This window comes from Solwaraspora sp. WMMA2059 (genome assembly GCF_027497315.1).
In the GTDB taxonomy this organism is placed as follows: Bacteria; Actinomycetota; Actinomycetes; order Mycobacteriales; family Micromonosporaceae; genus Micromonospora_E.
Map to the genome: position 1 here is coordinate 2254837 of NZ_CP114908.1, position 16403 is coordinate 2271239.

16 protein-coding genes are annotated in these 16403 nt (G+C 71.4%); 8 read left to right on the forward strand and 8 right to left on the reverse strand.

The window, feature by feature from the left end; genetic code table 11:
- Nucleotides 1-40 precede the first annotated feature (40 nt).
- The 8 genes from O7553_RS10365 to O7553_RS10400 form a co-directional block, all read right to left on the reverse strand.
- On the reverse strand, nt 41-946 hold the full coding sequence (locus O7553_RS10365) for a septum formation family protein (RefSeq protein ID WP_281554593.1): 906 nt from the start codon (nt 944-946) through the stop codon (nt 41-43).
- Nucleotides 947-960: 14 nt separating this feature from the next.
- The gene (locus O7553_RS10370; RefSeq protein WP_281554594.1) at nt 961-1887 is read right to left on the reverse strand and encodes a septum formation family protein; all 927 of its coding nucleotides are present in this window, start codon (nt 1885-1887) and stop codon (nt 961-963) included.
- A gap of 96 nt (nt 1888-1983) precedes the next feature.
- The gene (locus O7553_RS10375) at nt 1984-3006 is read right to left on the reverse strand and encodes a polyprenyl synthetase family protein (protein WP_281554595.1); all 1023 of its coding nucleotides are present in this window, start codon (nt 3004-3006) and stop codon (nt 1984-1986) included.
- Nucleotides 3003-4061, reverse strand: a complete 1059-nt coding sequence (locus tag O7553_RS10380) for a hypothetical protein (protein WP_281554596.1) — start codon at nt 4059-4061, stop codon at nt 3003-3005. The genes O7553_RS10375 and O7553_RS10380 overlap by 4 nt, the downstream gene beginning before the upstream one ends.
- Nucleotides 4058-5422: a cytochrome P450 gene (locus tag O7553_RS10385; RefSeq protein WP_348651202.1), complete on the reverse strand. Its 1365-nt coding sequence runs from the start codon at nt 5420-5422 to the stop codon at nt 4058-4060. The genes O7553_RS10380 and O7553_RS10385 overlap by 4 nt, the downstream gene beginning before the upstream one ends.
- A 97-nt stretch (nt 5423-5519) precedes the next feature.
- A complete protein-coding gene (locus O7553_RS10390; RefSeq protein ID WP_281550523.1) occupies nt 5520-6938 on the reverse strand; it encodes an IS1380 family transposase in 1419 nt (472 codons plus the stop codon).
- 281 nt (nt 6939-7219) lie between these two features.
- Nucleotides 7220-8617, reverse strand: a complete 1398-nt coding sequence (locus O7553_RS10395; protein WP_348651193.1) for a cytochrome P450 — start codon at nt 8615-8617, stop codon at nt 7220-7222.
- 120 nt (nt 8618-8737) lie between these two features.
- A complete protein-coding gene (locus tag O7553_RS10400; RefSeq protein WP_281554597.1) occupies nt 8738-8935 on the reverse strand; it encodes a hypothetical protein in 198 nt (65 codons plus the stop codon).
- A 17-nt stretch (nt 8936-8952) separates the two neighbouring features.
- Between O7553_RS10400 and rpe the strand changes: the two genes are divergently transcribed.
- The 8 genes from rpe to O7553_RS10440 all read left to right on the forward strand — a co-directional run bounded on the left by rpe (nt 8953) and on the right by O7553_RS10440 (nt 16384).
- Entirely contained in the window at nt 8953-9633 is a 681-nt protein-coding gene (rpe, locus tag O7553_RS10405; RefSeq protein ID WP_281554598.1) for a ribulose-phosphate 3-epimerase, read from the forward strand.
- A complete protein-coding gene (locus O7553_RS10410) occupies nt 9627-10592 on the forward strand; it encodes a response regulator (protein WP_281554599.1) in 966 nt (321 codons plus the stop codon). The genes rpe and O7553_RS10410 overlap by 7 nt, the downstream gene beginning before the upstream one ends.
- Before the next feature lie 493 nt (nt 10593-11085).
- Entirely contained in the window at nt 11086-12147 is a 1062-nt protein-coding gene (gene ribD, locus O7553_RS10415; RefSeq protein ID WP_281554600.1) for a bifunctional diaminohydroxyphosphoribosylaminopyrimidine deaminase/5-amino-6-(5-phosphoribosylamino)uracil reductase RibD, read from the forward strand.
- Nucleotides 12148-12151: 4 nt separating this feature from the next.
- A complete protein-coding gene (locus O7553_RS10420) occupies nt 12152-12814 on the forward strand; it encodes a riboflavin synthase (RefSeq protein WP_281554601.1) in 663 nt (220 codons plus the stop codon).
- Complete coding sequence (locus O7553_RS10425) at nt 12811-14118, forward strand: bifunctional 3,4-dihydroxy-2-butanone-4-phosphate synthase/GTP cyclohydrolase II (RefSeq protein WP_281554602.1); 1308 nt, start codon at nt 12811-12813, stop codon at nt 14116-14118. Before O7553_RS10420 ends, O7553_RS10425 begins: the two co-directional genes overlap by 4 nt.
- The gene (gene ribH / locus O7553_RS10430) at nt 14118-14603 is read left to right on the forward strand and encodes a 6,7-dimethyl-8-ribityllumazine synthase (protein ID WP_281554603.1); all 486 of its coding nucleotides are present in this window, start codon (nt 14118-14120) and stop codon (nt 14601-14603) included. Before O7553_RS10425 ends, ribH begins: the two co-directional genes overlap by 1 nt.
- A 90-nt stretch (nt 14604-14693) precedes the next feature.
- Complete coding sequence (locus O7553_RS10435) at nt 14694-15260, forward strand: SigE family RNA polymerase sigma factor (protein WP_281554604.1); 567 nt, start codon at nt 14694-14696, stop codon at nt 15258-15260.
- Nucleotides 15260-16384: a Gmad2 immunoglobulin-like domain-containing protein gene (locus tag O7553_RS10440; RefSeq protein WP_281554605.1), complete on the forward strand. Its 1125-nt coding sequence runs from the start codon at nt 15260-15262 to the stop codon at nt 16382-16384. Before O7553_RS10435 ends, O7553_RS10440 begins: the two co-directional genes overlap by 1 nt.
- Nucleotides 16385-16403: the final 19 nt, after the last annotated feature.

Below are 16403 nucleotides of genomic sequence, written 5' to 3' on the forward strand. Positions count from 1 at the left end.
TGCCTGGTCGGGGGTCGGGCGCGCCAGGGATCGTGAGCGGCTACCAGACCGGGAACAGGTCGGGCCCGCCGCCCTTGGCGGAGCGGACCAGCGGGGTGGTGAAGTCGGGTACGTACAGGAAGCAGCGGACCCGCAGGTCGCCTGCCCACACCGAAGGGTTCCCCGTCCGGAACCAGAACGTGGCCACCCGGTAGGGCAGGTCCTCGTCGACCGGCAGGTCCGCGTAGTCGGCGATCATCAGCAGGCAGCGCTCCTGAATCGCCTCGTCCCCGGGCCAGCTGCCGGGCAGGGTGCCGCCGTCGAAGACGCCGACGAACTCGCCGTGGTGCGGCCGGGCGCAGTCGACCGGCTCCAGCGCTTCGAGGTGGTCGTCGCCCCACCGCACGTCGTGGCAGCCCAGCCGCAGCGCGCCACCGTCGGCCAGCGTGCCGCGCAGACTTCCGGTCCGGGGCAGCACCTTGTCCCGGAACACACTGCTGATCTCGGTGAGGTCGCAGCGGAACCAGCGGGCCCCGGCGCTCCAGGCCGCCTGCGGCGGCACCAGCACGGTCATGTCGAGCAGGCCGTGCTGCCAGATGTCGCCGAGGAACTCGGCGGCCCGGGCATCGCACTCGACGCGGGCCGTCTCGCGGGCCGGGACATTGCCCACCGGGGCGGTCGTCCGTTGCGCGTCGGCACCGGTGAAGGTGCCGACGTGGACTGTCTCGACCAGGTGCAGTTCGTCGCAGTCGACCGGACGGTAGTACCTGCCGCTGCCCGAGGCAGCCTCGGCGCGGTGGCAGGTGCCGGCCTGCGGGACGAAGGTGGTCGGCTCGTCGAACCCGGCCCAACCGTCGGTGAGGGTGCCGTCGGTCCCCGGCGGCGGTGCCGCACAGCCGGCCGTAACGGCCAGCGACGCGGCGGCCAGCAGCGCGACCATCCTGGTCCGTAGCGGCTGCAAGATCATGAGAATTTGCCGATTCACTGGTACTGGATGGGCAGGGCGCTGGTGCCGCCGGCGCGCACCGAGCCGGTCAACAGCGGGTCGGCCCGCCAGGCGAAGCAGCGGATCGCCCTGTCGCCCTCCGCCCAGTCCAGGACGTCGGAGTAGGTGTAGATGGTGCCCACCCGGTACTGCAGGTCGCCGTTGTTCGGCACCTTCGCGTAGTCGGCCACCACCTTGCGGCACCGGGTGTGAACCCGATCGTCGTTCAACTCCACCTCGTCGTACCCCAGTTTGTCCTCCACGTACGTGCCGGCGAACTCGGCCTGGTGCGGGGTGTCGCAGTCCAGCGGCTCGGTCAGCGGCTCGTCGTCGACACCGACCGCCGCCGAGTCGTAGCACGTCAGAAGCAGCGGATGGCCGGGAGCGTGCAGCGCACCCTTGATGGTGCCGTACCAGTCGACCAGTGGGCCGCCAGGACTGTCCACGACCCCTACGTCGCAGCCGAACCAGCGGGCCCCGCCGGTCCAGGCGGCGTCGGACGGCGACACGACCGTCATCTGCAGCCGGGCGGTTTGCCAGGGACCGCCAAGGAACTCGTTCACCCTTCGGTCACACTCGGCCCGGGCGGCCCGCCGGGCCGGAATCAGACCGTCCGCCGCGCCGTCCTCGTCGAACGGCACCGCCGGCTCGTCGCCGAGCGTTCCGACGTGCACGGTCTCCACCAGGTGGTACCGGACGCAGCCAACTGGTCGATAGCTCTCCCAGTCAATGAAGCGCCGACTAGCGTTATGGCAGCTGCCGGCCTCGGGTGCGAAGTGGACGGGTTCGTCGAACGCGGCCCAGCCGTTGACCAGATCCCCGTCCACGCCCGGCGACAGCGGCACACAGCCGGCCATCGTGGTCAGTGACGCGGCGGTCAGCAGCGCTGCCAGCCTCGCCCGGACACCCCACCGTCGCGCCATGATCCTGCCGCCTCCCCGTTGTCCACTCAAGCCGACGAGGCTACGACACCGGGTCGACCGCCGACCGGCCGGGCCCCGGAGCACTGTCTAGCACGGTCAGTGGTCCCGATGGGTGGCCAGGTCGGCGAGCTGGGCGAGCGCCGTACCCGCGCCGGCTTCGGGCCGGGCCGTCGCCAGCCGGTCGAGCGCCGCCGCCCGGTGCCGGTCCGCCTCCCGCCTCGCCCAGTCCCGGCCGCCGGCCTGCTCGACGAGCAGCGCGGCCCGGGCCACCTGCCCGTCGGTGAACCCGCCCGGTATCGCGTACAGCAGGGTCAGCTCGGCGCCGGCCGGCGTGCCGCTGCCCATCGCGAACACCACCGGCAGCGACTTCTTGCGCTGCCGCAGGTCGGCGCCGACCGGTTTGCGGGTCACCGCCGGGTCGCCCCAGATGCCAAGCAGATCGTCGACCAGCTGGAACGCCATCCCCAGGTGGTGGCCGTACCCCTTCAGCCCGTCGATCCGGTCCGGGGCGGCGCCGCCGCTGATCGCGCCGACCGCGCAGGCGGCGCCAATCAGCGACGCCGTCTTGCCGGCCGCCATCGCCAGGCAGGCGTCCAACCCCACGGCGGTACGTGACTCGAACGCCACGTCGGCGCTCTGCCCGGCCACCAGATCCAGCAGCACCTGGCACAGCTCGGCGGCGGCTGGGGCGGCCTGCCCGCGTACCGTGTCGAAGGCCAGCGCGAGCAGCGCGTCACCGGCCAGGATGGCCTGCGCGTCGCCGAACGCGGCCCCGGCGGTGGGCCGGCCACGCCGGGTCCGGTCGCCGTCCATCACGTCGTCGTGCAGCAGGGTGAAGTTGTGCACCAGCTCCACCGCGACCGCCGCCGGCACCGCCCGGTCCGCCGGGGCACCGACCGCCTCGGCGCAGGCCAGTGCCAGGCCGCCGCGCAGCCCCTTGCCCCAGCCGGCTTCGGCCGGGCTGCCGTCGGCGGCGTACCAGCCGAAGTGGTAGCCGGCGACGGTGTGGATCGGGTCGGCGAGCCGGTCGACGGCGCGGCGCAGCTGCGGCTCGATCAACGTCCGCGCCGCCGCCAGTCGCGCCCAGGCGTCGCGTTGTGCGGTGGTCGTGGCGGTCAACCCTGGCTCCCGAGCAACGTGGCCTCCAGATACTCCTGTGGCGCCGGTTCGGTGGTCGCCGGCGTCGGCTGGTAGCGCTTTGTCCGGCTGGACCAGTCGACGTTGCCGCGCATCCAGCTGCGCATCCCGGCCAGGTACGGCTCCAGCACCGCCGGCCGGCCGGGGAAGGTCCGCCGCAGCTGCGCCTCCGCCGCCAGGTACAGGTCGGTCTCGGCGTCGATCGCCCGGGTCACCCGGTCGACCGCCGCGTCGCGGTCTAGCCCATGGTGGTAGCCGACGATGTACGCCAGGTTGTGTACCTCGCCGAGGGCGCGTTCCTTGTCCAGCGAGTAGATGTCGTTGGTCCAGCAGACCACGTTGCAGGCGGCGTCGAGCGCGGTGCGAAACGGCGCGCTGTCGTACACCTCGTCGGGCATGTCGATTCGTTCGACGACGTCGATGAAGTCCATGCAGACGTAGATCGCCCCGGTGTGCCGGCGTTTCTCGATGTAGGTGGCCTCGTCCGGCACGGTGCCGGACAGCCGGTTGCCGGCCTCCCAGGTGGCGGCGGTGGTCAGGCACTGCTCCAGGTGCCGTACGAACAGTTGCCGCCAGCGGGCGGTGGCGTCCGGCGCGGTACGCCGCCACAGGTCGGCCAGCGACGACACCGCCCGGGGCAGGTCCCGGCGCCGCGCGTCGGCGGCGCCGAAGTCGTCGGCGGACAGCACCCGCCGCATCGCGGCCATCACCTCGGCGAGGTGCTGCGGGCTGCGTCCGTCGGCACCGTCGTCCAACTGGTCGTCGACCAGGAACAGCCAGGCGAACCAGTCGGCCATCAGCTCGGCATGCGCCGCGTCGGCGGTCGGGTAGACCATCGACGCGAACCAGCCGAAGTCGGCGTGGTCGAATCGGGCGCGGGCCTGCTCACGCAGCACCAGTCCGGTATCGCGTACCCAACTGGTCAGGTGCGCGCGGGCCTGTTCGACGTGCGGGTTGAGCTGGTAGGGGAAGCGGTCGAGGGTCTGCTGGACCGGGTCGAGGCTCAGGTGGCTGGCCGTGTCGTCCGTGAAGGTCACCGGTACTCCAGGTTGAGGTGGACCCCGCCCTTGGGGTGCAGGGTGATCAGCGCCTCCGGCCGCACCTCGGGTGCGTCCGGTGGCAGTACGAGCCGGTGCCGACGGGCCACCGAGGCCAGCACCAGGACCAGCTCGGACAGCGCGAAGTGTTTGCCGATGCAGATCCGGTGGCCGCTGCCGAACGGCACGTAGACGTGCTTCGGGCGCCGCGCCACCTGCTCCGGGGTGAACCGCTCCGGGTCGAAGCGTTCCGGGTCGTCCCAGAAGTCGGGGTGCCGGTGCAGCAGGTAGCTGTTGATCAGCATGTTGGTGCCGGCCGGCACCCGGTAACCGTCGATCACGTCGGCCGAGCTGGCCCGGCGCATGAACTGGTACGCCGGTGAGTAGATGCGCAGCGTCTCGTCGGCGACCATCCGGGTGTACGGCAGCCGGGGCAGGTCCTCGAAGGTCGGCGTCCGGCCGGCGAGCACCGAGTCGACCTCGGCGTGCAGCTTCGCCTCCACCCTTGGGTGCCGGGCGAGCAGGTAGAACGCCCAGGACAGGGTGTTCGTGGTGGTCTCGTAGGCGCCGATGCAGATGTTGAGCACCTCGTGGTGCAGCTGTTCCAGGTCCATCCGCTGGCCGTCGGTCTCGTCGACGGTGTGCAGCAGCAGGGTGAGCAGGTCGGTCTCCTCGCCGGTGGGCACCTCCTCGTGCAGCCGGCGGTTGATGAACGTTGACACGAAGGTGTCCATGTCGGCGATCGCGGCCCGCAGCCGGCGGTGCCGGGGGGTCGGCACGCTCAGCGGCGGGAACGGGAATCGGAAGAACGCGCCGAGGATCGCGTTGGCCTCGCCGAATGCCCGTTCGAAGGCCTGCGCGATGTCGCCGACCTGCGCGCTGAACAGCGACCGGTTGACGATTCGTAGGGCGAGTTGGCCGATCTCGTCGGTGACGTCGAGGGTGCCGCCCCGGCCGTAATTCTGCTCCCACCGGACGAGCATTTGTTCGGCTTCGTCGGTCATGTTTCGGGTGAAAGAGCTGACCGTACGGGGTGTGAAGTGCGGTGCCATCATCCGCCGTTGCCGTCGCCACAGATCCATGTCCGGGTTGGCGATGAGCCCTTTGCGCAGCACCGGCCGGACGACCTTGAACAGGACGGCGTTCTTGTCGTACTTCTCGCCCTCGTCGACCAGCACATGCCGGATGTAGTCGGGATGGTTGACCAGCACCATTGGGATACCCAGGGGCCGGAACCGGAAAATGTCGCCGTAGCGGTCGACGCCCCGGCCGAGGAAGGCGAGCTGGTCGCGTTTGACCCTGATTCTTCGTGGGTCTGACGCCGTTCGATGACCAGCGAGTCTGCATCGTTGGCGGTGGATGTATCGGCTCCGTTGGGTGTGGTTGTGGGCCGGCTGTCGCGCCGGTGGCGTGGTCTCCTGGGGTTCCTCCTGGTCGTCGGGGCGGTGGTGTGGGTGGTCAGGTGGCGGGCATGGGCATCCGGCGGATGATCTCGATGGCGGTGGCCAGGTCGGTGGCCCAGGGCCAGGTGTGGGGTAGGCGTAGCCACCGGTAGCGGCGGGCGCGGACCAGGCGTGCGGGGGTCTGGAAGATCCGGTAACGCAGTGTCTTGGGCTCGGCCTTGGCCAGGGCGCCGGTCAGCGCGTAGAGGCGCATCCACGCGGTGAGGTCCACGGCGATGGTGACGGCGGCGCACCAGGCCTTGTTGACCTGCCATTGTTTGGACGGCAGATGCCCGAGGCCGGTGTCCTTGGTGGTGCGTACGTCGTCTTCGACGCGGGCGTGTACGCGGTGACGGGCGTCGGCGCGTTGCACGGACAGGCCGTCCGGGCCGTGGGCGCCGGTGTTGGTGACGAACGCCGAGTACCGGTAGCCGCAGGTGTCGAACAGGGTGGCCTGTTCGTGGTCGAACAGCTTGCGCCGGCGCACGATGACCCGCATCGTCTTCGGCCACTTCAGGCCGGTCAGCCGCTCGCGGAGCAGGTCGGTGATCTCGGTGACCTGAAGGCCGTCGATGACCTCGCCGGTGGTGTTGGACAGGCACGGGACCCACCAGTCGTCGGGTCGGCGGTTGCATGCCGCCCGGACGTGTTCGTCGACGTCGAACCCGATCGAGTACGCCACTCGACGCCCACCGGTCTGGTCGAGGCTGTGCAGCCAGTCGATGAGCGTGTGTGAGGCGCCGGCACCGTCGGAGGTGATCAGCAGGTCGTCGCGTCGGTCGGCGGGTATCTGCGCGATGGCCTGGCGCAGGACCTCGATCAGATCGGCGGCGGTGTTCGCCCCGGCGTTGCCGGGGCGGGGCATCAGGGCGGCCAGTTCACCGGTGTTGTCGATCCACACGCCGAGGCTGTGGAACCCGAACGTCTTCTTGAACGTCGCCTCGGCGTGTTCCTTGCGGGAATGGGCCACGGTGATGGTGCCGTCCACCCGCAGCACGATCGTCCCGCCCATGCTCAGGCCACCGGCGTAGGTCGCCTCCGGCACGCCGGCCGGTAGCAGGCTCCACAGATGCGCGCGCGACTTCGCCCGCGCGGCGTCGATGCGGTGCAGACCGCTGTCGCTGATCTCACCCAGCGCGCGCAGGGCGGTGGTGTCCGAGGCCACCGGCCCGAACAACGCGGCCTGGGCCCGTAGCGCCTCGATGTCGTACACGTCTGTCCCGCCAGCGGCGATCGAACACGCGATGTCAGTCAGGACCCGGCCCCGGTCATGGACCGGATCGAATCCCGGCCTGGCTAGCACGGTGGAGATGCCCGCCGTCAGGCCGGTGCGGTCGGCGAGCATGCGTAGGCCCGCCACCCCGACCATCGCCACCACCCCGTCACCGTCGGCGGTGACACGCAGGTCCTTCGACCATCCGGTAAGCTCACGCACGTCGGAAGTGCCTCCTCGCTAGAGATCCTGGTAGATGTCGCAATCACCATTTTCCCTTGCCTGGCAGGCACTTCCGCGTTTCCGGGCCTCACGAAACCGTTACAAGATCACGACCCCGTGAATATCCAGGGTTTGAAGGCCAAGGTGCCGCCGACGCCGCTGCCCGGCGTGACGGTGGGTATCTCCCGGGTGCCGCCCGGGGCTCGGCTGCGTACCTGCGGGGACATGCTCTTCTCACTTTCCACGGGTCGACGCGGTGGACCGGTCAGCGATGGTGCAGGTCAGCGACGGTGCAGTCGGAGCCACATGCCGCCCGCCGGGTGCAGCGTGACCAGCGGTGCGAAACCGACCGGCGGCGCGCCCTCGGGCAGGCTGACCGCGAACGTCTGGGCGAGCATCACGGTGATCAGGTGCAGCTCGGTACGGGCGAAGTGTTTGCCGATGCAGTGCCGCGGGCCGCTGCCGAACGGCTGGTAGACGTGCCGGGGCCGGGCGGCGACCGCTGCCGGGGTGAAGCGGTCGGGGTCGAAGCGGTCCGGGTCGGGCCAGAAGTCCGGGTACCGGTGCAGCAGGAGCAGGTTCATCAGCACCTCGGTGCCCTGCGGGATGCGGTAGCCGCCGACCACATCGTCGGTCGCCGCCCGCCGCATCGTCTGCCAGGCGGGGGTGAACAGCCGCAGCGTCTCGTCGATGACCATCCGGGTGTACGGCAGCCGGGGCAGGTCGTCGAAGGTCGGCACCCGCCCGTCGAGGGCGGTGTCGACCTCGTCGTGCACCCGTTGCTGCACCTGCGGGTGGCGGGCCAACTGGTAGTACACCCAGGAGATCGAGTTGCTGGTGGTCTCGTACCCGGCGATGATCATCGCCAGGATCTCGTTGGAGAGCTGGTCCGGGGTGAGCCTGGTGCCGGTGACCGGGTCCACCGCGTGCCGTAGCAGGCTGAACAGGTCCCGGTGGTCGCTGTCGCGCTCGTGCTGGCGGGTGTCGATCAGGTAGCGGACGAAGCCGTCCAGCTTCCGGGTCAGTGCACGGATCCGGTTGCGGGACGGGGTGCGCCAGCTCAGCGGCGGGAAGGGGAACCGGAGGAAGTCGCCGAGCCGGCGGTTGACTTCCAGGAAGTCGCGTTCGAACTGGTGGCTGCGCTCGTCGGGCTCGACGCCGAACAGCGACCGCAGGACGATCTTCAGCGCCAGGTCGGTGAGCGGTCCGACGACGTCGACCGGCGCACCGGAGGCAGCCTCCGGCGCCCATCGGTGGATCATGTCCGCGGTCAGGCCGGTCATGTTCGGGGCGAAGCGGGCGACGCTGGCGTGGTTGAACGTCGGCTGCATCAGCCGGCGGTTACGTTGCCAGGTCTCGTCGCCCCGGTTGCCGATCAGTCCTTCCCGGAGGATCGCCCGGACCGTACGCCAGAGAAAGCTTTCCTTGTCGTAGTTGGCGTGTTTGTCGACCAGGACATGGTGGATGTGCTCCGGGTTGGTCAGTACCACCATCGGTATACCACCGAGACGTATCCTGAAGATGTCACCGTGGTTACGGACCGCGTCCTGCAGGAATGCAAGCTGATCCCGGCGCATAGCCCGCATCCCGACGAGATTTTCCCGCAGGCTGAGCCGTGGAACTGGCCTGGATCTGCTGCGGGCAGCCGGATCTGCGTCGACGCGACGCGGGTCGGTCATGGCGGCCACCTTACCGAAGGTGCTGTCGTGGCTACAATCGGAAATTTTGCATTGCCGGTGGTGGATCTTGGAGCTATTCGAGCCACCACCGGCGCCGTTGCGTATGTCGGTAAATGGCAGTCAATAACGCATTCGCGCGGATTGTTGGGCCGGCGTACCCGCCTGCGACGCCCGGTCGCGGGCCCGGTGCCGACCGCCCCGCCGACCGCCCCGGCTACCCGCCCGCCGACCGCCGGGTCGGCCGTCCATCGGCGGGTCGGCCGTCGGGTCCGCCGTCGGGCGGGCGATCGTCGTGGCGGGTGTGGAACGCTTGCTCACGTTCGTAGACTGGCGCGGTGACCGCACCAGCGCCGCTCATCGCGCCCAGCATCCTGGCCGCCGACTTCTCCCGTCTGGCCGACGAGGCCCGCGCGGTCGAGGGGACGGCGGACTGGCTGCACGTCGACGTGATGGACAACCACTTCGTGCCGAACCTGACCATCGGGTTGCCGGTGGTGCAGAGCCTGCTGCCGGCCACCTCACTACCGTTCGACGTGCACCTGATGATCACCGACCCGCGCCGCTGGGCACCGGGCTACGCCGACGCCGGCGCGTACAACGTCACCTTCCACGCCGAGGCGTGCGACGACCCGGTGGCGCTGGCCAAGGAGCTGCGGTCGGCCGGGGCCAAGGCCGGCCTGGCGGTCGACCGGGACACCCCGGTGGAGGACTACCTGGAGCTGCTACCCAGCTTCGACACCCTGCTGGTCATGACGATCAAGGCCGGGTTCGGCGGCCAGCGGTTCATCCCCGAGATGCTGGAGAAGGTCCGCGCCGCCCGCCGGCACGCCGCCAGCGGCCATCTTGAGCTGCGGATTGAGGTCGACGGCGGGATCGCCGCGGACACCATCGAGCAGGCCGCCGCGGCCGGCGCGGACGCGTTCGTCGCCGGCACCGCCGTGTACGGCGCCGAGGACCCCGCCGAGGCGGTCCGCAGACTGCGGCAGATCGCCGAGCGGACCGCGCCACGGTGGTGAGCCCGGAAGGGGCCGAGTCCCGGCCGGACCTGATCCTTGTCGTCGACGACGATGTCGACATCGCCCGGTTCGTCGAGGTCAACCTGCGGTTGCACGGCTTCGACGTGATGCTCGCCCATGATGGTCAGGAGGCTCTGGAGATCATCGAACGGCACCGCCCGGACCTGGCCGTGGTCGATCTGATGATGCCCCGTATCGGCGGGTTGGACCTGACCCGGCGGCTGCGGGCCGACCCGATGACCGCCGCATTGCCGATCATCATGCTGACCGCCAAGGGGATGACCGTCGACAAGGTCGTCGGGCTGACCGCCGGCGCCGACGACTACCTGGTCAAGCCCTTCGACACCTCGGAGCTGATCGCCCGGGTCAGCTCCACGCTGCGGCGCAACCGCGAGTACCGCGAGGTGTCCCCGCTGACCGGGCTGCCTGGCAACACCCGGGTCAGCCGGGAGATCACCGACCGGGTCCGCAGCGGCGCCGACTACGCCGTCGGCTACGTCGACATCGACCGGTTCAAGAGCGTCAACGACGTGTACGGCTTCGCCCGCGGCGACGAGTTCATCTCCGCGTTGGCCCGCTGCATGCACCGGGCGGTGGTGTCGATCGGGTTGCCGCCGGCGTTCCTCGGCCACATCGGCGGCGACGACTTCGTGGTGGTCTGCGCGCCCGAACAGGTGCGGCCGATCATCGAGCAGGCGATCCTCGACTTCGAGAAGGCCGCCGACGAGCTGTACGACCCGTCCGACGCCCGGCGCGGCTACGTGGAGGTCAAGGACCGGCGCGGCAAACTGCAGAAGGCTGCCCTGGTCACCCTCTCGGTCGGGGTGGCGGTGTCGGCGGGCAGCCGCCGGTTCAGCGACCCCCGCGAGATCATTACGGTGGCCAACGAGATGAAGTCGGTTGCCAAGAGCCAACCCGGCTCGTACATCGCGGTCGACCGCCGGCTGTCCACCAACTGACCTGCCAGAACAGGCCGACGACCGACCTTCTGTCGGGTATCCGACAGCTGTGAGGTCGGTCGCGTCTCTGGCGATGATCCCCGTGCACTGTGTAACACTCGGAGAAGCACCCACCACGCGCTGGCGGGACTCGGTGAAATTCCGAACCGGCGGTGATCCACGGCGCGAGCCGTGGCCAGCCCGCGACCCGGTCGTAGTCGCAGACGACGCCCGGTGGATCCGGTGAGACTCCGGAGCCGACGGTTGGGCCAGACCGTGCCGACGTGGCACGGACCGGCCCAGACAGTCCGGATGGGAGACAGCGCGCGGAACGGACGCTCAGGTGTGGCGTGCCGACTGGCACCGCCGTACCCGTGCAGCGCCCCGGGGCCGGTCCGTCGTGGCCGGGCGCCGAGGCGTTCCGCCGCCGCCATGCTGTCGCCGGCCACCCCCACCGGGCCCGGCACCTCCCGCCCGCCGCGCACCCCGGCAGGCGAGGAGAAGAGAAACGGCCATGGCGATCCTCTCCGAAGACGAGGCGATGCGGCGCGCCATCGACCTCGCGGTCCGTGGCCTCGGCTCGGTCAGCCCCAACCCCATCGTCGGCTGCGTCCTGCTGGACACCGCCGGCCACGTCGTCGGCGAAGGCTTCCACGCCTACGCCGGCGGGGCGCACGCCGAGATCGCCGCCCTCGCCCAGGCCGGCGACCGGGCCCGTGGCGGCACCGCCGTCGTCACCCTCGAACCGTGCAACCACGTCGGACGCACCGGACCCTGCTCCACCGCCCTGGTCGACGCCGGGCTCGCCCGCGTCGTGCTGGCCGTACCCGACCCCAACCCGATCGCCGCCGGTGGCACCGAGACGCTGCGCGCCGCCGGCATCGACGTCGAGGTCGGGCTGCGCGCCGCCGAGGCCGAGAACGCCAACATCGCCTGGCTGACCGCCGTCCGTCGGCGCCGCCCCTACATCACCTGGAAGTACGCCGCCACGCTCGACGGCCGCTCCGCCGCCGCCGACGGCACCAGCATGTGGATCACCTCGGAGGCGGCCCGCGCCGACGTCCACACGCTGCGCGGCACCGCCGACGCGATCATCGCCGGCGTCGGCACCGTACTCGCCGACGACCCTCGGCTCACCGTCCGGACCCCGGGCACCGGCGGACCCGCCGTCCGGCAGCCGCTCCGGGTGATCGTGGACAGCTCCGGGCGTACCCCGGCCGACGCCCGGGTCCGGGACGCTGCCGCCGGCACCTGGATCGCCACCACCGCGGACGTCGGCGCCGACCACCGCGGCCGGGTCGACCTCACCGCCCTGCTGACCGCCCTCTACGACCGGGGCATCCGCTCCGCGCTGCTGGAAGGCGGCCCGGTGCTCGCCGGAGCGTTCCTGCGCGCCGGCCTGGTCGACCGGGTGGTCGGCTACCTCGCCCTGAGGCTGCTCGGCGCCGGCCCCGCCGCGCTCGGCGACGCCGGAGTGCACACCATCGCCGACGCCATCGACCTGACCATCGTCGACGTCACCCAGGTCGGCCCCGACCTGCGGATCACCGCCGTACCCCGGCAGAAAGAGGGCTGAGTCGATGTTCACCGGCATCATTGAGGAGCTGGGCGAGGCCGGCCCGCTCGACTGGCACGGCGACAGCGGCGTGCTCACCGTCCACGGCCCACTGGTCGCCGCCGACGCCCGGCACGGCGATTCCATCGCGGTCAACGGCGTCTGCCTCACCGTCGTCTCCGTCGACGGGCAACGGTTCGTCGTCGACGTGATGAAGGAGACCTTCGACCGTAGCTCACTGGGGACACTGCGGCCCGGTGACCCGGTCAACCTGGAACGCGCCGCCACCCTCGCCACCCGCCTCGGTGGACACCTGGTGCAGGGCCACGTCGACGGGGTCGCCACCGTCGTCGGGCGCACCCCCGGCGACCGCTGGGAGCAGGTCCGGTTCAGCCTGCCCACCGGCCTGCACCGGTACGTCGTGGAGAAAGGTTCAATCGCGGTCGACGGCGTCTCGTTGACCGTCATGGAGGTGTCCGACGGCGACACCACGGCGGCGGTCACGGCCGCGACCGGGTCCGGCACGGCCGGCTGGTTCGGCGTCGGGCTGATTCCCACCACTGTGCAACTCACCACCCTCGGCCGGAAACCGGTCGGGGCCCTGGTCAACCTGGAGGTCGACGTGATCGCGAAGTACGTGGCGAAGCAACTGGACGGGGCACGGTCCGTCGGCGGAGTCCGCCCGTGACCGCCGCCGGGTTCGGCACCGTCGAACAGGCCCTCGACGACCTGGCCGCCGGCCGGGCCGTGGTGGTCGTCGACGACGCCGACCGGGAGAACGAAGGCGACCTGATCTTCGCCGCCGAACACGCCACCGCCGAACTCGTCGCGTTCATGGTGCGCCACACCTCCGGCTACATCTGCGCGCCGTTGCCCGAGGCCGAGTGCGACCGGCTCGACCTGCCGCCGATGTACCACACCAACCAGGACCGGCGGGGCACCGCGTACACCGTCACCGTCGACGCCCGCGACTGCGTCAGCACCGGCATCTCCGCCGTTGACCGGGCACACACCCTGCGGCTGCTCGCCGACCCCGCCGCCGGCCCGACCGACCTGTCCCGGCCCGGCCACGTCGTGCCGCTGCGCGCCCGCGCCGGCGGTGTCCTGCACCGGCCCGGTCACACCGAGGCCGCCGTGGACCTGGCCCGGCTCGCCGGGTTGCGCCCCGCCGGGGTGCTCTGCGAACTGGTCAACGACGACGGCACCATGATGCGCCTGCCCGACCTGGAGAAGTTCTCCGCCGACCACGGGCTCACCCTGATCACCATCGCCGACCTTATCGCCCACCGGCGGCGGAACGAGACCCACGTCGAGCGGGTCGCGCAGGCCCGGCTGCCGATGCCGTACGGGGTGTTCCGCGCCGTCGGCTACCGGGTCGCCCACGACCCGGCCGAACACATCGCCCTGGTCCACGGTGACCTCGACGACGGTCGTGACGTGCTGGTCCGGGTGCACTCCGAGTGCCTCACCGGGGACGTTTTCGGCTCGCTGCGCTGCGACTGCGGCCCGCAGCTGGACGCCGCCCTGGCCCGGGTCGTCGCCGAGGGCCGCGGCGTGGTGCTCTACCTGCGCGGCCACGAGGGCCGGGGCATCGGTCTGGCCCACAAGCTGCGCGCCTACCAGTTGCAGGACCAGGGACGGGACACTGTCGACGCCAACCTGGAACTCGGCCTGCCCGCCGACGCCCGCGACTACGGCACCGGTGCGCAGATCCTGCACGACCTCGGGGTCCGATCGATCCGGCTGCTCACCAACAACCCGGACAAGGTGTCCGGGCTGACCGGGTACGGCCTGAACGTCGTCGGGCGGGAACCGTTGACCGTCCATCCGCATCCGGAGAACGTGCGCTACCTGCGTACCAAACGGGACCGGATGGGCCACCTGCTCGACGGACTCGATCAGCCGGCCGGCACAGCACCGGCCGACCTTGACGGCGTCGACGGCGCGGCCGACCTCGACCCGGTCGGCGAACTATCCGGAGGGCGGGCCTGATGGCCGGATTCGGCGAACCCGGAGTCTCCACCGTCGACGCCGCCGGGCTTGCCGTCGGCGTCGCCGCCGCCCGCTGGCACACCGACCTGGTCGACGCGATGCTCACCCGGGCGCTCGCCGCCGCCGACGCCTGCGGCGTCGCCGCCGTGCAGGTGGTCCGGGTCGCCGGCTCCGTCGAACTGCCCGTCGTCGCCCAGGCCCTGGCCCGGCGCTGTGACGCGGTGGTCGCCCTCGGCGTGGTGGTACGCGGCGCCACCGCCCACTTCGACTACGTGTGCCGGTCGGTCACCGACGGCCTGACCCGGGTGTCACTCGACGAGTCCACCCCGGTCGGGCACGGCGTGCTCACCGTCGAGACCATCGACCAGGCCCGCGACCGGGCCGGGCTGCCCGGCTCGGCCGAGGACAAGGGCTGGTCGTCGATGGTCGCCGTGCTCGACGCCGCGCTTGCCCTGCGGGCCGTCCACGCCGTACCGGTGGGCTGAACCTGACCTCTCGAACCGCGGTACCCCGACCCGTCACGTTCCCGCCGCTCGCGCGGTAAACCAGATGCGCTGGTGACACGTCGTAGTGGCGTGACACCCGAACTGGTCACCGACCTGGGCTCGGGGAGGACGATGCCACGACAGCGGGCACAGACGACGACGTGGGCGGCGGACGAGGCGGTCACCCGCCTGTTCGCCGCGCACTACCGCCCGCTGGTGCGCCTCGCCACCCTGCTGCTGCGGGAACCGGGCATGGCGGAAGAGATCGTGCAGGATGCCTACGTGGCCCTGCACAGCCGCTGGTGGCGGCTCCGCGACGCCGACAAGGCACTCGGCTACCTGCGGGTCACCGTGGTCAACCGGTGCCGGTCGGCGATCCGGCACCGACGGGTCGTGCAAGCCCACCTGGCCGCCGCCCGGCCCGACCCCGACGCACCCAGCGCCGAAGCCGGCGCCCTCGACCAGCTCCGCCACGCCGACGTGATCACCGCGCTGCGCGCCCTACCGCCCCGCCAGCGGGAGGCGATCGTGCTGCGCTACTACGCCGACCTGTCCGAGGCGCAGATCGCCGACGCGATGGGGGTCAGCCGAGGCGCGGTGAAGAGCCACACCGCACGCGGCATCGCCGCACTGCGAACCAGCCTGGACGGCCTGTGATGGACACCGACCACGACAACCTGCCCGGCGACGCCGGTACCGCCGACCTGCTGCGCCGGGCGCTGCACACCGAAGCCGACCGGGTCGACGTACGGCCCGACGGGCTGACCGCGATCCGCGGCAAGATCGACGCCCGCCGACGGCGCCGGATGCCGGCGGTGCTGCTCGGCGCCGCCGCCACGACCGTCGCCGCCAGCCTGGTCGGCGTGGTCGGCTGCTTGCCGCCGGTGTCACAGCCCGGCCCGCCGTCCGGGGCGGTCAGCGCCGGCCCGGCCCCGCCCGGCGCGGCACCGACCGGCGGGCCGACCGACCAGCCGACCGACCGCGACGCCCCGGTCGCCGGCCCGGCGACCGGCGGTCCGCCGACCGCCGGCGCCGCCGGACAGCAGGCCGGCACCCCGGTGTCGACCCTGCCGGTCTACTACGTCGGTACGGCCGACGGCGAGGGGCTGCGGCTCTACCGCGAGTTCCACCGGTTCCAGCTGACCGACACCGGTGTCGTCGCCGAACTGCGGGCCACGCTCGGCGAGATGCTCACCGCCGCCCGGCTCGCCGATCCCGACTACCGCACCCTGTGGCCGTCCGGGGCCACGGTGGCGACCGTGTGGACCCAGTACGACATCGTCGGCGTCAACATCACCGGAGCCGGGGTCGCCAACCTCGACGCCGCCGGGGCCGCCGCTGCGGTGCAGCAGCTCGCCTGGACCGTCGCCGGCGTCACCGGCGGCGACCCCAGGATCCGGCTGCTGCTCGACGGCGAGCCGGTGGACCGGCTGTGGGGTCACGTCGACACCGGCGACGAGATCACCAAGGGGGCCGCGCTGGACACCCTGGCCATGCTCTGGCTGATCGACCCGCAGCACGGCGACACCGTCGGGTCGACCTTCACCGTGCACCTCGCTGGCAGCGTCCACGAGGCCACCGCCCAGCTGCGGATCCGCCAGGGCGGACAGGTCGTGCACCGGCGGTACGTCACGCTCGACGCGGGCGCACCCGGCCGGGGGGAGGCGTTCGTCGAGTTGAGCCTGCCGCCCGGCGACTACACCATCGAGGCGTACGAGGAGTCGATGGTCGCCGACGAAGGGCCCCGGTACCTCGTCGACGCCGCGATCACCGTACGGTGATCAGCAGGTGGACCGGTGC

Bases quoted from the DNA above. Each gene is read 5' to 3' on its own strand.
- O7553_RS10365 (WP_281554593.1), bottom strand. From the start codon at position 946: ATGATCTTGCAGCCGCTACGGACCAGGATGGTCGCGCTGCTGGCCGCC.
- ribH (WP_281554603.1), top strand. From the start codon at position 14,118: ATGGCCGGATTCGGCGAACCCGGAGTCTCCACCGTCGACGCCGCCGGG.
- ribD (WP_281554600.1), top strand. From the start codon at position 11,086: ATGGCGATCCTCTCCGAAGACGAGGCGATGCGGCGCGCCATCGACCTC.
- O7553_RS10395 (WP_348651193.1), bottom strand. From the start codon at position 8,617: ATGACCGACCCGCGTCGCGTCGACGCAGATCCGGCTGCCCGCAGCAGA.
- O7553_RS10420 (WP_281554601.1), top strand. From the start codon at position 12,152: ATGTTCACCGGCATCATTGAGGAGCTGGGCGAGGCCGGCCCGCTCGAC.
- O7553_RS10440 (WP_281554605.1), top strand. From the start codon at position 15,260: ATGGACACCGACCACGACAACCTGCCCGGCGACGCCGGTACCGCCGAC.
- O7553_RS10370 (WP_281554594.1), bottom strand. From the start codon at position 1,887: ATGGCGCGACGGTGGGGTGTCCGGGCGAGGCTGGCAGCGCTGCTGACC.